This is a genomic window from Nocardioides sp. URHA0032, from assembly GCF_000620645.1.
In the GTDB taxonomy this organism is placed as follows: Bacteria; Actinomycetota; Actinomycetes; order Propionibacteriales; family Nocardioidaceae; genus Nocardioides.
Genome location: NZ_JIAV01000015.1, coordinates 237769 through 258374, shown reverse-complemented (window position 1 = coordinate 258374; position 20606 = coordinate 237769). Strand labels below are relative to the sequence as shown.

Below are 20606 nucleotides of genomic sequence, written 5' to 3'. Positions count from 1 at the left end.
ACTCGACCACCGAAAAGGACACTGACGTGGCAGGCAACTCGCAGCGCAAGGGCGCGATCCGCAAGAGCAGCAAGGGCAACCCGACCGCGGGGTCGGGGGGCCGGGTGCGTCGCGGGCTCGAGGGCAAGGGCCCGACGCCCAAGGCCAAGGACCGGGAGTACCACCAGGCGCACAAGTCGGCGAAGCGCGCGGAGAAGTCCGCGGCCCGCAGGCCGAAGCGCAAGTCGGGCACCGAGGCCGAGTGGGTGGCGGGGCGCAACTCCGTCGTCGAGGCGCTGCGGGCCGGCGTGCCGGTGACCGGCGTGTACGTCGCCGAGGGTGCCGAGCGCGACGCCCGGCTGCGCGAGGCCTTCGGCATCGTCGCCGACCGCGGCCTCAGCCTGATGGAGGTCACCCGCAACGAGCTCGACCGGATGACCAGCGGTGCGGTGCACCAGGGCCTGGCCGCGCGGATCCCGGCGTACGAGTACGCCCACCCCGACGACCTGCTCGAGGCGGCCGCCGCGAACGGCGAGCCGCCGCTGATCGTCGCGCTCGACTCGGTCACCGACCCGCGCAACCTGGGCGCCATCGTCCGCAGCGCCTCGGGCTTCGGCGCCCACGGGGTGCTGATCCCCGAGCGCCGCTCGGCCGGCATGACCGCCTCCGCCTGGAAGACCAGCGCCGGCGCCGCCGTCCGGACGCCGGTGGCGCAGACGGTGAACCTGGTCCGCCAGCTCAAGGCGTACCAGGACGCCGGCCTGATGGTGGTCGGCCTGGCCGCGGACGGCGACGTCAGCCTTCCCGACCTCGATCTCGGCGACGGCCCGCTCGTGGTCGTCGTCGGCTCCGAGGGCAACGGCCTGGGCCGCCTGGTCAGCGAGACCTGCGACCAGCTCGTCTCGATCCCGATGGCCTCGTCGCTGGAGTCGCTGAACGCCGGCGTCGCCGCGTCCATCGCCCTCTACGCGATCGCCGAGGCGCGCCGCTAGTGGGGACGCGGCAGCGGACCCACTGATGGTGGTCGAGCGAGCCGCGGGACCGAGCTCGCGAGGTCGCGACCGGCGTGTCGAGACCCGCCGACAGGTCGCTCACGGGCTGTCCCTGGTCGGGGTCTGGTTCGGCTGCGCCGTGCTGGCCGCGCTGCTGCTGTTCCTCACCACCAGCCGGACGACGGTCGTGGCCAGCCACGACGCCGTGATCACGCCGGACCTCAGCGGCTCGGCGGTGCTGCACACCGGGCCGGTCGTGCCGGACGTGCGCGTCGACAGCGGCAGCCCGGTCGGCGTCGACATCCGGCTGGGCAAGACCGACGCCGCCTCGGTCGACGACCTGGTGCAGCGCTACGCGCTGCTGGCCAGCCAGCCCGAGGGCCAGGTCGAGAAGGTCACCGACGTCGTGCAGGGCATGGCCGTCAATGCGCTGATCCGCGGCGCGGTGATCGGCCTGGTCCCGGTCGCGGTCTGGGTGCTCGTGGGTCCGGTACGCCGACGCCAGCTGGCCGCCCGGGTGGGGCTGCCGCAGGCGATGCTCGCGCTGGTGGTCGCCCTGCTGCTGGCCCTCGCGCTGTGGCAGCCCTGGTCCGGTGGCGAGGACCCCGTCGAGGCGGGGGAGGACTGGGAGCCGCTGACGGCGTTCCTCGGACCCGCCGTACCGCTCCCGGACGGCCTCGAGGGCGTCGAGGTGCGCGGCGACGTCACCACCGCCTCGACGCAGCGTCTGATCGAGAGCGCGATCGACACCTACGACACCAGCAAGACCTTCTACGCCGACGCCGCCGAGCGCGCCGTGGACCTGCCGCTGCGCGACCCGCGGGAGGGCGACACGGTCGTCGCGTTCGTCTCGGACCGGCATGACAACATCGGCATGGACCAGGTCGCGCGCGCGATCGCCGACGCCGGCGGCGCCACCGCCGTGTTCGACGGCGGTGACGACACCTCCTCCGGCAAGAGCTGGGAGGCGTTCTCGCTCGACTCGGTGAGCGCCGCGTTCGACGGGCTCGACCGCTGGGGTGTCGCGGGCAACCACGACCACGGCGACTTCGTGCACGAGTACCTCGCCGAGCACGACTGGACCATGCTCGACGGCGACGTGGTGCCCGGTCCGGCCGGTACGACGCTGCTCGGCGTGGACGACCCGCGCTCCAGCGGCCTCGGCAACTGGCGCGACGAGACCGGCCTGACCTTCTCCGAGGTCGCGGACCGGATCGCCGACGCCGCCTGCGACTCCGACGTGCGGGTGACGACGATCCTGGTCCACGACGCGGACCTCGGCGCGCCGGCGCTGGAGCGTGGCTGCGCCGACCTGGTGCTCGCCGGCCACACCCACGTGCGCGCCGGGCCGGACCGGGTGGAGGGCCCGGACGGCGAGGTCGGCTACACGTACACGACCGGGACCGCGGGCGGCGCGGCGTACGCCATCGCGCTCGGCAGCAAGCCCCGGCGGCCCGCCGGCATCAGCCTCGTGACCTACCGCGACGGCCGGCCGGCCGGCATCCAGTGGGTCACGCTCCAGACCGACGGCACCTACCAGACGGGGAGCTGGGTGCCGCTCACCTATCCGGAGGGATAGCCAGATCGGCGCTCCCGGGGTGGCGAGCGTCACCTCTCCGCGCCCGCGTCGTTGGTCCAGAACTGATACGTGTTCTAGATCTGTGTGGAGGGCCCCGTGGTCCCGTTCTCCCGCGCCGCCGTGGCGTCCGTCGGCGTGCTCGTCGCGCTCTCGCTCGCCGCCTGCGGCTCGCAGCTCGATCCCGACACCGTCGCCCAGGTGAACGGCACGACCGTCAACTCCGACGGCCAGGTCGTCGGCGCCGACGGGTCGACCGCCACCGGGCCGGACGGGTCGGTCCCCGGCTCGACCGGGGGCGGTGGGACGACCGCCACCGGCGGCGGGTCGACGACCACCACGGGCGGCGGCTCCGGGGGCGGCACCGAGGGCACCGGCGACAACGCGGCGACCGGCAGCACCAGGGCCGGCTCGTGCAACGGGTTCAAGAACCAGACCGGCATCACGGACAAGACGATCACGATCGGCAACAGCTCGGACGTGTCGGGGCCGGTGCCGGGCCTCTTCGAGGCGAGCCAGGACGCGGTGAAGGCGTACGTCGCGTACTTCAACGCCACCAGCGACATCTGCGGCCGCAAGCTCGAGCTCAAGGCGTATGACAGCCGCACCGACGCCGCGGCCGACCAGCAGAACTACACCAAGGCCTGCGACGAGACGTTCGCCGTGGTCGGGTCGATGTCGGCGTTCGACTCCGGCGGCGCGAGCACCGCGCAGGGCTGCGGCCTGCCCGACATCCGGTCGGCCTCGGTCACCGCGGACCGTCAGGCGTGCACCACCTGCTTCGGTGCCCAGTCCACGATGGCGAACGAGTTCCAGAACGCCGTCCCGGACTACGTGATCAAGAACCACCCGGACGCCGCGGCGCACGCCGCGATGCTCTACATCAACGCGGGCGCCGCCGCCGAGAACGGCAAGACCCAGGTCGCCGCGATGAACAAGCGCGGCATGCACTTCGACTACGTCCAGGGCATCGACATCTCGGAGTTCAACTACTCGCCGTACGTCCAGCAGATGAAGGACAAGGGCATCGAGTACGTCCAGATGATCGGCGCCACGGCACAGTTCGTGCGGCTCGCCCAGGCGATGCAGCAGCAGGGCTTCAAGCCCGAGGTCTTCATGCTCGACCCGACCGCGTACACCACCGACTTCGTGAAGAGCGGCGGCGACGCGGTCGAGGGCACGACGCTGTTCATCAACTTCACGCCGTTCGAGGAGGCCTCGAGCAACAAGGAGCTCCAGCTGTACATGAGCTGGCTCCAGCAGGTGAAGCCCGGCGCCGAGCCGAGCTTCTTCGGGCTCTTCTCCTGGTCGGCCGCCCGGCTGTTCGTCGAGCGGGCCGCCGCCCTCGGCGGCAAGCTGACGCGCGCGAGCCTGGTCTCCGACCTCCGCAAGGTCGACGACTGGACCGCGAACGGCATGCACTCGCCCCAGCACGTCGGCCCGCACCACACCGGCGAGTGCTGGCGGTTCATCCAGCTCGAGCACGGCCGCTGGGTGCCGGTCGGCGGCACCAAGTACACCTGCAGCGGTACGACGAGCAGCTGAGGCCTAGACACTGTGGACCGCCGGACTGTGCTCCGCGTCACCTCGCCCCCCACCGGTCGTTGGAACGGCAGAAATCGTCAGCGCTCGGGGAGGGAAACCGATGCGTAGCCTGCTCCGGATCGTCGCCGCCGCGGCCCTGTGCGTCGCGCTCGCGGCGTGCGGCTCGCAGCTCGACCCGAGCACGGTCGCGAGCGCCACCGGCGGGCAGGCGGTCGGCGGTGCGGGCACCGCGGCGGGTGGCTCCGACGGCGGGACGTCGCCGGGCGGCTCCGTCCCCGGCTCCACCGCCGGGGGCGGCACCAGCACGACCGGAGGCGGGAGCACCGGCGGCGGCTCCGACGCACCGGCCGGCGGCACCCAGGGCACCGGCGACAACGCCGCGACGGGCAGCACCAGGGCCGGCTCCTGCAACGGCTTCAAGAACCAGACCGGCATCACCGACAAGACGATCACGATCGCGAACGTCGCCGACATCTCCGGGCCGGTCCCGGGCATCTTCGAGTCCGCCCAGCAGGCGACCCGCGCGTACGCCGCGTACTTCAACTCGACCAGCGACATCTGCGGTCGCAAGCTCGACGTGGAGCTGCTCGACAGCCGGGCGGACGCCGGCGCGGACCAGCAGGCCTACACCAAGGCCTGCGACGACGCGTTCGCCGCGGTGGGGTCGATGTCGGCCTTCGACTCCGGCGGCGCGGGCCCGGCGCAGTCCTGCGGGCTCCCGGACATCCGCTCCACCACGACCACCCCCGAGCGCCGCGACTGCTCGACCTGCTTCGCCGCCCAGGCCGTCGACCCGGGCCTGGTGAACGGCGCGATGCCGCGGTACTTCCTGTCGAAGATGAAGGACGCGACGCAGCACGCGGCGCTGCTCTACATCAACGCCGGCGCCGCGGCGGTGAACGCCGCCTTCTTCCGCAACGCCTACAACCGGGCGGGATGGAAGGTCGACTACTACCAGGGCATCGACGTCTCGGAGTTCAACTACGCGCCGTACGTCCAGCAGATGAAGGACAAGGGCATCAAGCTGGTCGTCTACATCGGCCCGTACCAGAACACCGTGAAGCTCCTGGACGCCATGCAGCAGCAGGGCCTCGACCTCGACGCGTTCGTCCAGGACGCCACCATCTACGACCAGAACTTCGTCGACCAGGCCGGCGACAACGGCAACGGCGTCTACACCTGGTCGACGACGAAGATGTTCGACGACTACAGCGTCAAGGAGATGCAGCTCTACCGCGCGTGGCTGCAGCAGGTGAAGCCCGGCGCGGTGCCGAACTACTACGGCCTCTACGCCTGGTCCGCCGCTCGCCTGTTCGTCGAGCAGGCCGTGGCGCTGGGCGGCAAGCTCACCCGCGCAGCGCTGGTGAGCGCGCTCAGCAAGGTCAAGAACTGGACCGGCAACGGGCTGCACGTGCCCCAGCAGGTCGGCCAGAAGACCACCGCCAACTGTGGCTCCGTGTTCCAGCTGAACGACGGCAAGTGGAGCCAGGTCTCCCCGGCCGGCTTCCAGTGCGGCCCGCTCCTGAACGGGAACTAGACGATGTCCACGATCCTCTCCTTCACCATCCTCGGCCTCTTCACGGGCGCGGCGTACGCCATCGCGGCCAGCGGACTGGTGCTGACCTACACGACGACCCGGGTCTTCAACATCGCGCACGGCGCGTTCGGCATGGTCATGGCCTTCACGTTCTGGGACTTCAGCCAGCGGCAGGGGATGCCGACCTGGCTCGCGCTGATCCTCGTCCTGGGTGTGGTCGCGCCGGGCATCGGCTGGTTCGTGCAGCGGTTCGTCACGCGGGGCCTCGGTGAGGGCCCGGTCAGCGTCTCGCTGGTGGTCACCGTCGGCCTGTTCGTCGGCCTGATCGGCGTCGCCCAGTACATCTGGCCGCCGGCGCCGCGGACGCTCCCGCCGTTCCTGCCCGACAAGGGCGTCCAGATCGGCAGCACCTACGTCACCGCCCACCAGATCATCACGATCGTGCTCTCGGCCGTGGTCGCGGCGCTGCTCTACCTGCTGCTCAACCGCACCCGCATCGGCACGGCCATGCGGGCCTCGGTCGACAACCCGGTTCTGCTCCAGCTGTTCGGCGGCAAGCCCGACCGGGTGGCGTCGCTGTCCTGGGCGATCGGCATCTCGCTCGCCGCGCTCGCCGGGATCCTGCTCACCCCGGTGATCGGGCTGTCGTACTTCGACCTGACGCTGCTCGTCATCAACGCGTACGCCGCGGCGATGCTCGGCCGGCTCAAGAGCCTGCCGCTGACGTTCGTGGGCGCGATGGGCCTCGGCGTGCTCCAGTCCTTCGCGGTCGCCTACCTGCCCAGCCAGGGCAACCTGGCCGGTCTGCGGGCGGTCGTGCCCGCGCTGTTCCTCTTCGTCGTGATCATCCTGATGCCGCAGGCGCAGCTGCGGATCGGCCAGGTCAAGGGCATCGTGTCCGCGCCGCTGCCGTCCTTCCCCAGGTCGATCGGCTGGGGGATCGCGCTGATCGCCCTCGTCGCGTTCCTCACCGTCGCGATGTCCGACGCCAACCTGCTGCTGGTCGGCACCGCCGCGACGTACGCGATGGTGATGCTCTCGCTGGTGCTGCTCACCGGGTTCGGCGGCCACGTGTCGCTCGCGCAGTTCACCTTCGCGGGTGTCGGGGCCCTCGCCTACGCCAAGCTCGACGAGCCCAACCTGTACGGCCTGTTCCTGTCCGCGCTCATCGCCGCGATCGTCGGCGCGCTGGTCGCGCTGCCGGTGCTGCGGCTGACCGGCCTCTACCTCGCGCTGTCGACGCTGGCGTTCGGCGTGCTCATGGACAAGATGGTGTTCCAGGCGGACTTCGCGTTCGGCTACAACGGCACCCTCAAGGCCGACCGGCTCTCGGTGCTCGGCCGGTCCTTCGACTCCCTCGGCGGCTACGTGCTGGTGATGGCGACGTTCTTCGTGCTGATGGCGCTGTTCCTGCTGCTCCTGCGCCGCGGCCCGCTCGGGCGGGTGCTGATCGCGATGCGCGACAGCCCGGCCGCGTGCGGGACGCTCGGGCTGGACATGCGGTGGTTCCGGGTGGCGCTCTTCGGCCTGTCCGCCGGCATGGCGGGCCTGGCCGGCGGGCTCTTCGCCGGCCTGCGCGGGACCATCGGCGCCGCCGACTTCCAGCTGTTCAACAGCCTCCCGCTGCTGCTGCTCGCCGTGGTCTGCGGCGTGACCTCCGTGACCGGCGCGGCGCTCGGTGGCGTCGGACTGATGCTGCTGCCGGTGCTGCAGAGCAGCCGGCCCGAGCTGGCCGGGCTGGTGTTCGCGGTGCTCGGCTTCGGCGCCGTGGCCCTCGGCCGCGACCCGAACGGCCTCGCCAACCAGCTGTTCACCGTCGGCCGGCTGCTGGACCGCAGGTTCGGCGACCGGGTGCGCGCGGTCGTGCCCGTGCTGCCGCTGCCGCGCGGCCGGGCCGACGACGGTGCCGAGAACGCCGTGCCGCTCAACGAGATCACGATCCGGGAGGACGTCTCCGCGGGCCTCCCCGAGGACAGCACGACGGACAGCACGGCGGACAGCACGAAGGACGAGGAGGTGGGCGCGCATGTCGCTGCTCGAGGTTGACGACGTCGTCGTCCAGTTCGGCGGGGTGACGGCGGTCGACCACGCCGCCTTCACCGCCGAGGCGGGCCGGATCACCGGCCTGATCGGCCCCAACGGCGCGGGCAAGACCACCTGCTTCAACGTGATCAGTGGGCTCCAGAAGCCCAACCACGGCACGGTCCGCTTCGACGGCCGCAGCATCACCCGGCTGCCGGTGCACCGCCGTGCCCGCCGGGGGATGGGCCGCACCTTCCAGCGCCTCGAGGCGTTCGGCTCGCTCACCGTCCGCGACAACGTCCGGGTCGCCCGCGACATCGCCCGCGGGATCGGCGGCCTGGTCCGCCCGGCCCAAGCGGACGTCGACGGCCTGCTCGAGCAGGTCGGCATCGCGGCGTACGCCGACGAGCGCGCCGACTCGATCCCCACCGGCACCGCCCGGCTGCTGGAGCTCGCGCGCTGCCTGGCCAGCGAGCCGAAGCTGCTGCTCCTCGACGAGCCGTCGTCCGGCCTCGACGAGTCCGAGACCGACGCGTTCGGCGAGCTGCTCGCCCAGCTCGCCGCCGAGGGTCGCGGGATCCTGATGGTGGAGCACGACATGGACCTGGTGATGTCGGTCTGCGACGACATCCACGTCCTCGACTTCGGCCGGGTGATCGCCTCCGGGCCGCCGGGCGAGGTCCGTGCGAACCCCCAGGTGCAGCAGGCCTACCTCGGCTACTCCGACGCCGAGCCCGCTGCCGAGCCGTCCGACCTCACCCAGGAGCTGGAGGTCGTGCGATGACCGTCCCCATCCTCGAGATCGTCGACCTGCACGCGGCGTACGGCCGCATCGAGGTGCTCCGCGGTGTCGACCTCAAGGTCCCGAAGGGCGCCGTGATGGCGCTCCTCGGCCCGAACGGCGGCGGCAAGAGCACCCTGGTCAAGGTCGTCAGCGGGCAGAAGAAGGCGACGTCCGGCGACATCCACCTCGGCGGCGTGCACGTGCAGGGTGCGGCGCCGGAGGAGCTGGCCCGTCTCGGGCTGTGCACGGTCCCGGAGGGCCGGTCGGTGTTCCCGAACCTCACGGTCGAGGAGAACCTCACGCTGATGTCGTACGCCGGCGTCGCGATCGACGCGGTCCTCGAGACGGCGTACTCCTACTTCCCGCGGCTGCACCAGCGCCGCCACCAGCTCGCGGGCACCATGTCGGGCGGCGAGCAGCAGATGCTCGCGATGTCGCGGGCGCTCGCCTCCGACCCGGCGCTGCTGCTGCTCGACGAGCTGTCGATGGGCCTCGCGCCGCTGATCGTCGACGAGCTGTACGAGACCGTCGCGCAGATCGCGCAGAGCGGCGTCTCGATCCTGTGCATCGAGCAGTTCGCGCGCACGGCGCTGCGGGTCTCGGACTACGCGGCGGTGATGACCGGCGGCCGGATCGTGGCCACCGGTGAGCCCACGGAGATTCTCGACACGATGTCCGACGTCATCCTCGGAGGCGCAGCATGAAGCGGATCCTCATCCCCATCTCGGCCGCAGCGCTCGCCGGCATCGTTCTGCCGGTGTCGGCGGGCGCGCCCGCGGCGTCCGCTGCGGACCAGGCCTTCGGGTACAGCTCGGTCGCGATGGCGAGCCCGGTGAAGATGGAGTTCTACGAGCCCACCATCCCGATCCCGGCGAACCCGCAGTTCGAGGTCGAGATGGGCTACACCAAGGTCGAGGCCGACTCCGGCAGCTCGGCGGGCCGGGCCAGCTGGCTGTGGCCGGGCGACCCGGTCGGCGAGGGCGCGAAGACGTTCGGCGAGCAGCTCAACCTGCCGCCGCAGCTGTTCGAGAACGGCTACCCGGTGCAGGTGAACTCGGGACAGCCCTCCGGCGAGCAGCAGCAGGCCGACGAGCCGTTCCCCGGTGCCGTGATGCGCACCAGCGCGAGCGACACCAGGACGATCGCCCAGGCCGGGTTCTCCCCCGACGGCCAGGTGCAGGACGGCGGGGGCAAGGACGGTGGGAACGGGAGTGGGGGCGAAGGTACGCCCGGCGCCCCCACTCTTCCCGGTCTCCCCGGGGTCCCGTCGGCCGGCGACCTGCTCCAGCAGTTCGGCGCCGCCATCACCGGCGGGTCCAGCGCCTCGGCCGACGCGCCGGCGGACGACCCGGCGCCCACGACCCCCGGCGTACCGCCGGAGCTCGCCGCGCTGGTCGACCTCGAGGGCTACACCTCGTCCAGCCAGAACGTCGTCGAGGACGGCAAGGTCACCACGGTCTCCCGAGCGGCGCTCGGCGACGTCGCCCTGCTCGGCGGACTGGTCACGCTCGACGGCATCGTCGCCACGAGCACCAGCGGCAGCGACGGGTCCGCGAACACCGCGTCCGGGCGGTCGGTGCTCGGCGGCATGACGGTCGCCGGCCAGGAGTTCTCCTTCGGGCCGTCCGGCTACAGCGCCGGTCCGCAGCACGGGGACGCGCCGGCGATCCCGGACCAGGCGGCCGCCGCGCTGGCGCAGCTGGGCCTGAAGCTGGTGCTCCCGAAGCCCGAGCTGCACAAGAAGGGCGACACGGCCAGCAGCGCGATCTCCGCGCTGCAGATCCAGATCGACACCTCCACGCTGATGAAGCAGCTGCACCAGCTGCCGATCGACGACCTGATCAACCAGCTGCCCAACGACCCCAAGGAGCTCAAGAGCACGCTCCAGGCGATCTCCGGACTGTCCCCGCGGGTCGTGATCACGCTGGCCACCGCGACGACCCAGGTCGAGACCGCGGACGGGATCATCATTCCGACCACCGTGCCGGACAACGACCCGGGCACGACCGGCAACGCCGGCGGCGGCGCGTCGTCCGGCCCGACCTCCGCGGGCGGCGGCACCCCGTCCGCCACCGCGCCCGGACCGGCCTCGGGTGGGGACACGCCCGCGGCCGACGGCGACCTGCCGCCCAGCCAGCTCACCGGCTCCGGGCTGCCCCCGCTCTACTCGATCCCCGGCGCGATCCTGATGGGGGGCATCGCGCTCGCCGCCGTCGGCGGCACCTGGCTCCGCAGGATCGGCGTGATCGCCCTCGGTGGCGCCGGCTCCTGCCCGCACGGCCTCGACAGCGGCCTGCCCGACCTCCGAAAGGCCTGACCGATGACCACCATGAACATGACGACCCCGGTCGCCTCCTCCGACGCCGAACGGCTCTCGGTCGGGCTCCCGCGGGCCGGGAGCCGCACCGGCTCCGCGTCCGGCGCCGCGCCGCTGAAGGACAACCACTGGCAGCTGCTGCAGCTGGTGCTGTTCTGGGCGGGCGCGATCCTGGTGCCCCTGGGGCTCGTGGTGATCGTGCTGGGCTGGTACGGCGCGGCCAACACGCCGTACCAGTACGACCAGCTGTCCTACCTGGTCTCCGGCGGCCTGCTCGGCCTCGGCCTCACCTTCACCGGCGGCTTCCTGTACTTCGGTGCGTGGCTCGCCCGGCTGGCGGCCGACGCCAAGGAGTCGCAGCGCCGGCTCGCGGACACCCTCCTGCTCCTCGCGGACGTCACCTCGCGCTCGGCGAACCTGCGCGACGACGGCGTCGACGTCTCGGCGCTGCCGGTGACCGCCGGCGACGGCACCACCATGCACCGCCGCGACTGCGCGCTGATCGCGCACCGCGCCGACCTGCACCCGGTGGGGGAGAGCAACGGGCACCTGACGCCCTGCCGGGTCTGCCGTCCCTGACGCCGACCCGGCGCAGTCTCAGCTGAGACTGCGCCGGGTCGGCGTCACTCGTCGGCGGCGAGCTGCTCCTCGGGCTTCTCCATGAGGTACCGGTCGATGTAGTCGCGGGCGGTCTCGAAGATGCCGACCTCGTGGCCGGCCTGCTCGGAGAGGTACCAGCGGTGCACGAGGATCTCGTGGAAGATCTCGGCCGGCTCGAGCTTGCCGCGGGCCTCGGGCGGCACCAGGTCGATGACCGGCTCGTAGATCTCGGTGAGCCAGCGGTTCGCGACCAGGCTGCGGTCCTCGCGGCCGAGGTCGAAGTGCGCGGTGAACGACGCGATGTCGTTGAGCAGCCGCTGCGCCTGCGCGTCCTCGACGTTCAGCCCCGTCAGCGCCTGCAGCTCGCGGCGGTGGTGGCCCTCCTCGACCACCTTCGGCTGGATCCGGATCTGCTCGCCGTCCCAGTCGGTGACGATGTCGAGCTCGTCGACGTCGAAGCCGAGCTCGTTGAGGCGGGCGACCCGCTGCTCGATCCGCCACATCTCGTGGGGGGAGAACTGCTCGGCCGCGGTCAGCTCGTCCCACAGCGCCTGGTAGCGGTCCTCGAGCAGGGCCACCACGTCGTGGGCCGGCACCTCGTGGGGCAGTGAGTCACTGGCCTGCAGGTCGAGCAGCTCGGCGAAGACGTTCTCGGTCGCGACGGTCAGGTCGTACTCGCGGAGCTGTCGGGACAGGCTCGTCTTGAGCTCCCCGGTCTCCGCGTCCACGAGGTACGCCGCGAAGCCGCCGGCGTTGCGGCGGAACAGCACGTTCGAGAGCGACACGTCGCCCCAGTAGAAGTCGGCGAGGTGCAACCGGACCAGCAGCACCACCATCGCGTCGACCAGGGCCGGCAGGCTGTCGGCGCTGAGGCCGTGGGCGAAGAGGCTGCGGTACGGCAGCGAGAACTGCAGGTGCTGGGTCAGCAGCGCGGACGGCAGCTCCTCGCCGTGCGCGTCGAGCCGGCCGGTCACGACGCCCTGCGGGTGCACGGCGGGCAGCCCGATCCGCTGGAGGTCGCGCAGCGTCCGGTACTCCCGGAACGCCATCTCCTCGGTGGTCTCCTTGACCGCGTACGTCGCGTCGCCGAGCCGGACGATCCGCACCACGTGCCGCGACAGGCCGCGCGGCAGCTGCACGACGTGCTCGGTCCACTGGTCCAGCGGCAGCGACCACGGCAGGGTCAGCAGCGCCGGGTCGGCACGGTTCGCGACGATCCGCATGCCGCTCAGGCTAGAGCCTCCAGAACGACACCGCCGGTCCGTCGGTGGCCGGGACCGTGACCACGCCGTCGCGCTCGGCCAGGTCCCCGTCGGCGCCGGTCGTCAGCAGCAGCGTGCCGCCTGCGAAGCCGAGCGGACCCGCCGGCAGGTCCACGGCGGGCGCGGCCGAGCGGCGCGCGGCGACCAGGACGGACCCGGCCGGGTGCTCGCGAGCGAACACCAGCACGTCGTCGCCGACGTGCGCCCACCGCATCCCGCCGCGGCGCAGCGCCGGCTGCTCGTGACGCAGCCGCGCGAGCCCGGCGTACGTCGCGAGCGTGGCGTCGTCCCACGCCTCGGGGTGCGCCCACGGGAACGGCCGGCGCGCGTCCTCCCCGGTCACGCCCTCGAGCCCGATCTCGTCACCGGCGAACAGCATCGGCACGCCCGGCAGCGCGAACTGCAGCCCGGCCGCGACCCGGTGCGCGGCCCCGGAGCCGGTGAGGGTGCGGATCCGCGCGCTGTCGTGGGAGCCGAGGATGTTCCAGGACGCGGTCGTCGCCCGCCAGCCGTACCGGCCCTGCCACTCGCGCAGGCCGCGGACCACGGCCGGGCCGTCGCGCCGTGGCACGGGCACGGGCCGCCCGAACGGCCTCGCCGGCGAGCCCGGGTCGCGCAGCCACGACCACACCGGCCAGGAGAACCCGGAGTAGTTCATGGTCGCGTGCCAGCCGTCGCCGTCGAGGTCGGCCGAGGCGTCGTGGTTGTGCTCACCGATCACGAACGCGTCCGCGCGCTCCGCCTCCGCGGTCCGGCGGACCAGCCGCGCGACCTCGTGGTTGATGTCGACCGCACCCAGCCGGCCGGTCATGTTCGCGACGTCGATGCGCCAGCCGTCGAGGTCGAACGGCGGCCGCAGCCACCGCGCCACCACGGACCCCGGCCCGTCGACCATCGCGGCACGCAGCGCCGGATCGGCGTGGTTGAGCTTGGGGAGCGTGGCGTACCCCATCCAGCATTCGTAGGAGCCGTCGGGCAGGAAGTGGTAGAAGGACCGCGTCGGGGCCCCGGGCACGTCCCGGGCCGCGACGAACCACTCGTGGGTGTCGCCGGTGTGGTTGGTGGTGAGGTCGCCGAGGATCCGCCAGCCGCGGTCGTGCACGGCGGCCGCGAGCCGGGCGTACGCCGCGTCGCCACCGAGCCACGGGTCGATCTCGTCGAAGGTGGAGGCGTTGTAGCGGTGGTTGCTCTCGCCGGGGAAGACCGGCGTCGTGTAGACGACCGTCACCCCGAGCCGGGCGAGGTGGTCGAGGTGCTCGGTGATCCCGTCCAGGTCCCCGCCGAAGTACTGGAGCGGCGTGCGCGGGTCGGAGAGCTCGAACACCACCTCGTCGTCCCAGCCGGCCGGCTCGGCCCACGGCGGGACCTCGTGCTCGCCCGCGGCCGCCGAGCGCGCGAACCGGTCCGGGAACACCTGGTAGACCACCGCGTCCCGCGCCCAGTCCGGCGGCGGGCGGTGCGAGCTGAGCCGGAAGTCGAACGCGTCCGGTGGGTCGTGCTCCACCACGCCGGCACTGGTCAGCCAGCGCTGCCGGCCCGGCCCGTCGGTCGCCGACGTCGCCAGCAGGAAGCGGTAGTGGGTGACGGGGTTGTGGACCGGCAGCCGGGCCTCCCACCAGACCGTGTGCTCGTCGCGGGACGACTCCACGCACGCGTGGTACGTCGGCTCCGCGTCGTACGACGTGCGCACCCACACGCGGTCCACGGGGTCGGCGGCGCTCGTGCGCAGCCGGACCAGCACCTCCGCTCCGGGCGCGGGCGCGTCGTCGGCGACGTACAGCGGCGAGCCGTCGTGGTGCGGCTCGTGCAGGAGCGTCACCGGCGAGCGCCCCTCGGCTCCAGGAAGACCGGGCCCGGCCCGTGGCCCGCCATCTCGTCACCGGGGTTGCTGAGCGCGCAGGTCTTGAGGCTCAGGCAGCCGCAGCCGATGCAGCTGTCGAGCCGGTCGCGGAGCCGCTGGATCCGCTCGATCTGCTCGTCGAGGCGCGGCCGCCAGGCCTGGCTGAGCCGGCTCCAGTCCGCCTTGGTCGGCGTCCGCCCGTCCGGGAGCGTGGCCAGCGCCTCGCCGATCTCCTCGAGGGAGAGGCCGACGCGCTGCGCCGTTCGGATGAACGCGATCCGCCGCAGCGTGGACTGCTCGTAGCGGCGCTGGTTGCCGGTGGTGCGCACCGAGGAGATCAGCCCCCTGGACTCGTAGAACCGGATGGCCGAGGTCGCCACCCCGGCGCGCTCGGCGAGGTGCCCGATGGTCAGCTGCGTCATGCGTTCCACCCTGACGGAACTTCAACCATCGTTCAAGTTCCCAAATAGAACCTGTTCTAGTACCGTCCCGTCCGTGCAGCTCACCGACGGCGACCGCATCCGCGGCCTGCTCGCGACGTACTGCCGGCTCATCGACGCCGGTGACTTCGCGGGCGTCGGTGTCCTGATGGGCGACGCCGTGCTGAGGACCGAGGACGGCACGACGATCGCCACGGGTGCCGCCGAGGTCGAGCGGCTGTACGCCGGCCTGGTCAGGCTCCACGACGACGGGACCCCCGGCACCCAGCACGTCGTCGCGAACACCACCTTCGACGAGCCGGCCGCGGACGGCACCGTGACGGTGACGTCGACGTACCTGGTGTTCCAGGCGCTGCCCGACGTGCCGCTCCAGCCGATCATCACCGGCACCTACGTCGACACCTTCATCGGCGGCGAGCGCGGTTGGAAGTTCCTCGAGCGCCGCTTCGGCATCGGTCGCTCCGGCCACCTCGACCACCACCTCACCATCACCCTCTGAAGGGGCTCGCATGAACCAGCCTGGCAACCGCGTCGTCGTCATCACCGGGGCCGCCTCCGGCATCGGCCGCGCCACCGCGGAGCTGTTCCGCGACCTCGGGGACACCGTGTTCGGCCTGGACATCAACGACACCGTCCCGGACGGCGTGACCTACGTGCCTTGCAACGTCGGCGACCGGGCCGCGGTCGACGCCGCGATCGAGACCTGCGCGGTGCACGGCCGCATCGACGTGCTGGCGAACGTGGCCGGCATCGTCCAGTTCGGCCGGATCGAGACCGTGACCGAGGAGGAGTGGGACCGCGTGCACGCGGTCGACCTCAAGGGCCCGTTCTTCCTCATCCAGGCGGCGCTGCCGCACATCCGTGCCGGCGGCGGCAACATCGTGAACGTCTCGTCGGTCGCCGGCAACGTCGCCCAGCCGTACGCCACGGCGTACGCCGCCGCCAAGGGCGGGCTCACGCAGCTCACCAAGGCGCTCGCCCTGGAGCTGTCACCCGAGGGCATCCGCGTGAACGCGATCTGCCCCGGCACGGTGGACACCCCGATCGTCGAGCAGGTGTTCCACAAGCTCACCGACGACCTCGACACCCGGGTCGCGGACCGGCTGATGATGATGCTCCCCGGCGGCGCCATCACGCCGGCGGAGATCGGCGAGACCATCGTCTGGCTGGCGTCGCCGGCCGCGCGGATGGTCACCGGCGCGATCATCGCCCACGACGGCGGGATGAGCTGACCGTCTCCTAGGATGTGCGCGCTGCCGGTGTAGCTCAGTTGGTAGAGCGCGTCTCTTGTAAAGACGATGTCGCGGGTTCGATTCCTGTCACCGGCTCTCGTCCCGACCCGAAGGTGCGGGGGCGGTCGTCGGAGGCTGCCTCCTCGGTGACCACGCCACGGCTCCTCTTCCTCGCCGGTCTCGCCCGCTCGGGGACGACGGCGCTGCTGCACGTGCTGAACGCGCACCCCGAGGTCGTCATCGGGATGGAGCGGTACATGCGCGTCGTGAGCGGAGGCTGTCGCCCGAGCCGGCTCTGGCGGTCCGTCCAGCGGGCCGTACGGCTAGCGAAGCCGCCGCACCTCGAACGTCGCCGGCGGGTCGGCGATCGCGTCCTGCGCCGCGACCAGCTGGATCTCGCGGGTGCCGGCCGCGATGGTCTGCTCGAGGACGGCGAAGACGGTGCCGGCGACCCGCGCGAGCGCGGTCGGGGCGGAGCCGGTGCTGCGCAGGTGCGCGAGGTAGAGCGCGGCGGTCACGTCGCCGCAGCCGTTCGGGGTGATCGGGAGCAGCGGCGTCTCGACGGCCCAGGCGCCGTCGCCGGACACCGCGACCATGTCCAGCCTCCCGTCCGGCACGTCGCCGTGGATGACGCTGGTGACCAGCACGTCACGCGGGCCGCGGTCGCGGACCTCGTCGACGGCGATCAGGATGTCCGGCAGGGTCGAGGTCGAGCGGCCGGCGAGGAAGTCGAGCTCGAAGTGGTTCGGCGTGAGGATGTCCGCCTGCGGTACGACGGTGTCGCGCATGAACTCCGGGATGCCCGGCCGCACGAACATGCCGCGGCCGACGTCGCCCATCACCGGGTCGCAGCAGTAGACGGCCTTAGGGTTCAGCTCCTTCACCCGCGCCACGGCGTCCAGGATGACGCCCCCGACGGCCGGGTCGCCCTGGTACCCGGACAGCACCGCGTCCGCCTCGCCCAGCACGCCCCGGTCGTCGATCCCGGCGATCACCTCGCGCACGTCCTCGGGGGCCAGCAGCGGGCCGCGCCAGGCGCCGTACCCGGTGTGGTTGGAGAAGTGCACGGTGAGGACCGGCCAGACCTCGTGACCCAGCCGCTGGAGCGGGAAGACCGCGGCGGAGTTGCCGACGTGGCCGTACGCCACCGAGGACTGGATCGACAGGATCTTCACCGCTGCATCCTCTCGCGCTGGAGAACTAGAACTTGTTACAGTATGGCGATCCGCACATTCTCTCGGTATGTGAAGCAGAGGTAGCACGTGGCGAAGAAGTCGTCGTACCGCAACGAGGCCGACTACGTCGTGGTCGGCTCCGGGAGCTCCGGAGCCACGATCGCGGGCCGGCTCGCGCAGTCCGGGGCGAGCGTGATCGTGCTCGAGGCCGGCAAGAGCGACGAGCAGTACCTCGTGAAGAAGCCCGGGATGATCGGGCCGATGCACGCCGAGCCGAAGCTCAAGGCGCGCGTGGACTGGGGCCTCTACTCCACGCCGCAGAAGCACATGCTGGACCGGAGGATGCCGGTGCCGCGCGGCAAGGTGGTCGGCGGCTCGAGCTCGATCAACGGCATGGTCTACGTGCGTGGCAACCGTGCGAACTACGACTCCTGGGCCGCCGAGGGCAACACCGGCTGGTCGGCCGACGAGGTCAACGCGGCGTACCGCCGGATGGAGGACTTCGAGGACGGCGCGAACGACTACCGCGGCGCCGGCGGCCCGATCAAGGTGACCCGCAACGGCATCCCGCAGGAGGGCTCGCTGCAGTTCCTCGAGGCGACGTCGCAGGCACTCGGCGTGCCCGTGCTCGACGACTACAACGCCGCCTCGCAGGAGGGCGTCAGCCGGATGCAGCAGAACGCCGCGCGCGGCCTGCGCTACTCGGCGTCCCGCGGGTACCTCCACCACCTCGACGTGCCGACGCTGGAGCTGCAGACCGAGGTGCTGGTCCGCAAGGTCGTCATCGATAACGGCCGCGCGACCGGCGTCGAGGTCACCGACAAGGACGGCTCGCAGCGCACCGTCCGCGCCGGTAGGGAGGTCATCCTCTCGGCGGGCTTCGTGGGCTCCGCGCAGCTGCTGATGCTGTCCGGCATCGGACCCGCGCAGCACCTGCGCGACCACGGCATCGACGTGCTCGGCGACCTGCCCGTGGGCGACAACCTCCACGACCACCTGTTCCACGCGCTGACCTTCCACGTCACGTCGACGAAGATGCGCGGCACCCCGGCGTACTTCGCCAAGGGGGTGCTGATGGAGACGTTGCGGCCCGGGCGGACCTTCCTCGCGAACTCGGTCTTCGAGTCCGTCGCGTTCCTGCGCACGTCGCAGGCCAACGGCGTACCGGACCTCCAGCTGCACCTCCTGCCGTGGGCCTACGTCTCGCCCAACCAGGACGAGCCGATCCGCCACGACGTCGACAAGCGGACGGCGCTCACGGTGCTGGCCACGCTGATCTACCCCAGGAGCCGCGGCACCGTGCGGCTCGCGTCCGCGGATCCGACGGCGTCGCCGCTGATCGACTTCCAGTACCTCTCCGACCCCGCCGACCTCGAGGTGCTCGCGGAGGGCTCCGAGATGGCCCGCGAGATCTTCGCGAGCCCGGCGTTCAAGGGCGCGGTCAAGGAGGAGATCCACCCGGGCGCCGCGCTCCAGGACCAGGACCTGCGGGACGCGATCCTCAACCGGGCCACGTCGGTCTACCACGGCGTCGGCACCTGCCGGATGGGCGTGGACGAGCTCGCGGTCGTCACGCCGGACCTCCGGGTCCGTGGCGTCGAGGGCCTGCGGGTCTGCGACGCGTCGATCATGCCGTCGATCACCGGCGGCAACACCAACGCGCCCGCCATCATGATCGGTGAGCGCGGCGCCGACCTCGTGCTCGGCCGTATCTCATCCAAGGGGCACTAGGACATGACACTGCAGCGACCTGCCTCCCTGACCGACTCGTTCCTCCAGGGCCTGGTCGCCCGCGTGCCGTCGACCAGCGGGGGCTCGTGGAAGCTGACCGAGGTCTACACCGGTGACCTCCTCGTCGAGCTGCCGCAGTCGACGCCCGCTGACATCGAGCAGGCGTTCGCGACCGCGCGGGCGGCGCAGGCCGAGTGGGCGGCGCGCCCGCTCAAGGAGCGGCTGGCGGTCTTCAAGCGCGCGCACACCCTGTTCCTCGACAACGCGCAGACCACCACCGACCTGATCCAGGCCGAGAGCGGCAAGAACCGCCGGATGGCGATCGAGGAGACCTGCGACCCGGTGATGGTGATGAGCCACTACCTCAAGCGGGCGCCCAAGCTGCTCGCGCCGGTCAAGCGGGGCGGGCCGGTGCCGCTGCTGTCGACGTCCACCGAGATCCGCCAGCCCAAGGGCGTCGTCGGCATCATCGCGCCCTGGAACTTCCCGTTCGCGACCGGCATCTCCGACTCCATCTCGGCGCTGATGGCCGGCAACGCGATCGTGCTCAAGCCGGACAACAAGACCGCGTTGTCGCCGTTGTACGGCGTGCAGATGCTCGAGCAGGCCGGCCTGCCGCAAGGTCTCTTCCAGGTCGTGTGCGGCGAAGGCCCGGACGTCGGCCCGACGCTGATCGACAACGCGAACTACGTGATGTTCACCGGCTCGACCGCGACCGGCCGGGTGATCGGCGAGCGGGCCGGGCGCAACCTGATCGGCTGCTGCCTCGAGCTGGGCGGCAAGAACCCGATGATCGTGCTCGACGACGCGAACCTCGACGAGGTCGTCCACGGCGCGATCTTCGGTGCGTTCGGCAACACCGGGCAGATCTGCATGCACATCGAGCGGATGTACCTGCCCGAGTCGCGGTACGCCGAGTTCCGCGACCGCTTCGTCGCGGCCACGGAGGCGCTGACGATCGGCGCGGCGTACGACTTCGGTCCGGACATGGGCTCGCTGGTCTCTCCCGACCACATGGAGCGCGTGAAGTCGCATGTCGACGACGCGGTCGCCAAGGGCGCCACGGTGCTCACCGGCGGCAGGCCGCGGCCCGACCTCGGCCCGGCGTTCTTCGAGCCGACGATCCTCGAGGGCGTCACGAAGGACATGCTCGCGGGCGTCACCGAGACCTTCGGCCCGGTCGTCGCGCTGCACTCCTACCGGACCGTCGACGAGGCGGTCGCGCTCGCGAACGACACCGAGTACGGCCTCAACGCCTCGGTCTGGGGCGGCGACGTGAGCACCGCCTGCCAGGTCGGCCGGCGGATCGAGTCCGGCAACGTCAACGTCAACGACATCCTCGCGACCGCGTTCGCCTCCAAGGGCACGCCGTCCGGCGGCGTGAAGCAGTCCGGCGTCGGCGCGCGGCACGGTGACCAGGGCATGCTCAAGTACACCGACGTTCAGAACCTCGCCGTGCTGAAGAAGCAGGTGATGGGCGCGAAGCCCGGCCAGGACTACGACAAGTACGTCAAGGGGATGCTCGGCGGGCTGCGGATGATGCGGAAGACCGGCATCCGCTGACCGTCGTACGT

The 20606-nt window shown here is 71.7% G+C and carries 17 protein-coding genes and 1 tRNA gene; 14 read left to right on the top strand and 4 right to left on the bottom strand.

Annotated elements, in window-relative coordinates; all coding sequences use genetic code 11:
* Positions 1–26 precede the first annotated feature (26 nt).
* The 9 genes from rlmB (at position 27) to N538_RS0105655 (ending at position 11331) form a co-directional block, all read left to right on the top strand.
* Positions 27–971, top strand: coding sequence for a 23S rRNA (guanosine(2251)-2'-O)-methyltransferase RlmB (rlmB, locus tag N538_RS0105695; protein ID WP_028636515.1), 945 nt, complete (start codon positions 27–29; stop codon positions 969–971).
* Between the two features lie 25 nt (positions 972–996).
* Positions 997–2550 carry a metallophosphoesterase gene (locus N538_RS0105690; protein ID WP_231496144.1) on the top strand — a complete coding sequence of 518 codons (1554 nt, stop codon included), beginning with the start codon at positions 997–999 and terminating at the stop codon, positions 2548–2550.
* 96 nt (positions 2551–2646) lie between these two features.
* Positions 2647–4092, top strand: a complete 1446-nt coding sequence (locus N538_RS0105685; RefSeq protein ID WP_028636513.1) for an ABC transporter substrate-binding protein — start codon at positions 2647–2649, stop codon at positions 4090–4092.
* A 100-nt stretch (positions 4093–4192) separates the two neighbouring features.
* Positions 4193–5629 carry an ABC transporter substrate-binding protein gene (locus N538_RS0105680; protein WP_028636512.1) on the top strand — a complete coding sequence of 479 codons (1437 nt, stop codon included), beginning with the start codon at positions 4193–4195 and terminating at the stop codon, positions 5627–5629.
* Between the two features lie 3 nt (positions 5630–5632).
* Positions 5633–7675, top strand: a complete 2043-nt coding sequence (locus N538_RS23975; RefSeq protein WP_081790305.1) for a branched-chain amino acid ABC transporter permease — start codon at positions 5633–5635, stop codon at positions 7673–7675.
* A complete protein-coding gene (locus tag N538_RS0105670) occupies positions 7656–8435 on the top strand; it encodes an ABC transporter ATP-binding protein (protein WP_028636511.1) in 780 nt (259 codons plus the stop codon). Before N538_RS23975 ends, N538_RS0105670 begins: the two co-directional genes overlap by 20 nt.
* The gene (locus tag N538_RS0105665; protein WP_028636510.1) at positions 8432–9139 is read left to right on the top strand and encodes an ABC transporter ATP-binding protein; all 708 of its coding nucleotides are present in this window, start codon (positions 8432–8434) and stop codon (positions 9137–9139) included. The genes N538_RS0105670 and N538_RS0105665 overlap by 4 nt, the downstream gene beginning before the upstream one ends.
* Positions 9136–10752, top strand: a complete 1617-nt coding sequence (locus tag N538_RS0105660) for a choice-of-anchor P family protein (RefSeq protein ID WP_028636509.1) — start codon at positions 9136–9138, stop codon at positions 10750–10752. The genes N538_RS0105665 and N538_RS0105660 overlap by 4 nt, the downstream gene beginning before the upstream one ends.
* A 3-nt stretch (positions 10753–10755) precedes the next feature.
* On the top strand, positions 10756–11331 hold the full coding sequence (locus N538_RS0105655) for a hypothetical protein (protein ID WP_028636508.1): 576 nt from the start codon (positions 10756–10758) through the stop codon (positions 11329–11331).
* 44 nt (positions 11332–11375) lie between these two features.
* Here N538_RS0105655 and N538_RS0105650 read toward each other — a convergent pair whose 3' ends face one another.
* Genes N538_RS0105650 through soxR form a run of 3 tightly spaced genes read right to left on the bottom strand, consistent with a single transcriptional unit; the run spans position 11376 to position 14876 of the window.
* Positions 11376–12575, bottom strand: coding sequence for a DUF4032 domain-containing protein (locus N538_RS0105650; RefSeq protein ID WP_036569550.1), 1200 nt, complete (start codon positions 12573–12575; stop codon positions 11376–11378).
* A gap of 10 nt (positions 12576–12585) precedes the next feature.
* Complete coding sequence (locus tag N538_RS0105645) at positions 12586–14433, bottom strand: alpha-amylase family glycosyl hydrolase (RefSeq protein ID WP_028636506.1); 1848 nt, start codon at positions 14431–14433, stop codon at positions 12586–12588.
* Positions 14430–14876, bottom strand: coding sequence for a redox-sensitive transcriptional activator SoxR (soxR, locus tag N538_RS0105640; protein ID WP_028636505.1), 447 nt, complete (start codon positions 14874–14876; stop codon positions 14430–14432). The genes N538_RS0105645 and soxR overlap by 4 nt, the downstream gene beginning before the upstream one ends.
* A 73-nt stretch (positions 14877–14949) precedes the next feature.
* Here soxR and N538_RS0105635 point away from each other — a divergent pair, with 73 nt between their 5' ends.
* The 3 genes from N538_RS0105635 (at position 14950) to N538_RS0105625 (ending at position 16222) form a co-directional block, all read left to right on the top strand.
* Complete coding sequence (locus N538_RS0105635; RefSeq protein ID WP_028636504.1) at positions 14950–15393, top strand: nuclear transport factor 2 family protein; 444 nt, start codon at positions 14950–14952, stop codon at positions 15391–15393.
* Between the two features lie 10 nt (positions 15394–15403).
* Positions 15404–16126, top strand: coding sequence for an SDR family NAD(P)-dependent oxidoreductase (locus tag N538_RS0105630; protein ID WP_028636503.1), 723 nt, complete (start codon positions 15404–15406; stop codon positions 16124–16126).
* Between the two features lie 23 nt (positions 16127–16149).
* Positions 16150–16222, top strand: a tRNA-Thr gene (locus N538_RS0105625).
* A 227-nt stretch (positions 16223–16449) separates the two neighbouring features.
* Here the strand turns inward: N538_RS0105625 and pdxY are convergent.
* Complete coding sequence (gene pdxY / locus N538_RS0105620; protein ID WP_028636502.1) at positions 16450–17301, bottom strand: pyridoxal kinase PdxY; 852 nt, start codon at positions 17299–17301, stop codon at positions 16450–16452.
* Between the two features lie 87 nt (positions 17302–17388).
* On the opposite strand from pdxY, the gene N538_RS0105615 reads away from it, so the two are divergent.
* Together N538_RS0105615 and N538_RS0105610 are read left to right on the top strand one after the other, a co-directional pair.
* Entirely contained in the window at positions 17389–19032 is a 1644-nt protein-coding gene (locus tag N538_RS0105615) for a GMC family oxidoreductase (RefSeq protein ID WP_028636501.1), read from the top strand.
* A 3-nt stretch (positions 19033–19035) separates the two neighbouring features.
* The gene (locus N538_RS0105610; RefSeq protein WP_028636500.1) at positions 19036–20595 is read left to right on the top strand and encodes a succinic semialdehyde dehydrogenase; all 1560 of its coding nucleotides are present in this window, start codon (positions 19036–19038) and stop codon (positions 20593–20595) included.
* Positions 20596–20606: the final 11 nt, after the last annotated feature.

Coding starts and splice junctions, on each gene's coding strand:
- N538_RS0105690 (WP_231496144.1), top strand. CDS start 997: ATGGTGGTCGAGCGAGCCGCGGGACCGAGCTCGCGAGGTCGCGACCGG.
- N538_RS0105630 (WP_028636503.1), top strand. CDS start 15,404: ATGAACCAGCCTGGCAACCGCGTCGTCGTCATCACCGGGGCCGCCTCC.
- N538_RS0105650 (WP_036569550.1), bottom strand. CDS start 12,575: ATGCGGATCGTCGCGAACCGTGCCGACCCGGCGCTGCTGACCCTGCCG.
- N538_RS0105670 (WP_028636511.1), top strand. CDS start 7,656: ATGTCGCTGCTCGAGGTTGACGACGTCGTCGTCCAGTTCGGCGGGGTG.
- N538_RS0105680 (WP_028636512.1), top strand. CDS start 4,193: ATGCGTAGCCTGCTCCGGATCGTCGCCGCCGCGGCCCTGTGCGTCGCG.
- N538_RS0105610 (WP_028636500.1), top strand. CDS start 19,036: ATGACACTGCAGCGACCTGCCTCCCTGACCGACTCGTTCCTCCAGGGC.
- soxR (WP_028636505.1), bottom strand. CDS start 14,876: ATGACGCAGCTGACCATCGGGCACCTCGCCGAGCGCGCCGGGGTGGCG.
- N538_RS0105665 (WP_028636510.1), top strand. CDS start 8,432: ATGACCGTCCCCATCCTCGAGATCGTCGACCTGCACGCGGCGTACGGC.
- N538_RS0105655 (WP_028636508.1), top strand. CDS start 10,756: ATGACCACCATGAACATGACGACCCCGGTCGCCTCCTCCGACGCCGAA.
- N538_RS23975 (WP_081790305.1), top strand. CDS start 5,633: ATGTCCACGATCCTCTCCTTCACCATCCTCGGCCTCTTCACGGGCGCG.
- N538_RS0105660 (WP_028636509.1), top strand. CDS start 9,136: ATGAAGCGGATCCTCATCCCCATCTCGGCCGCAGCGCTCGCCGGCATC.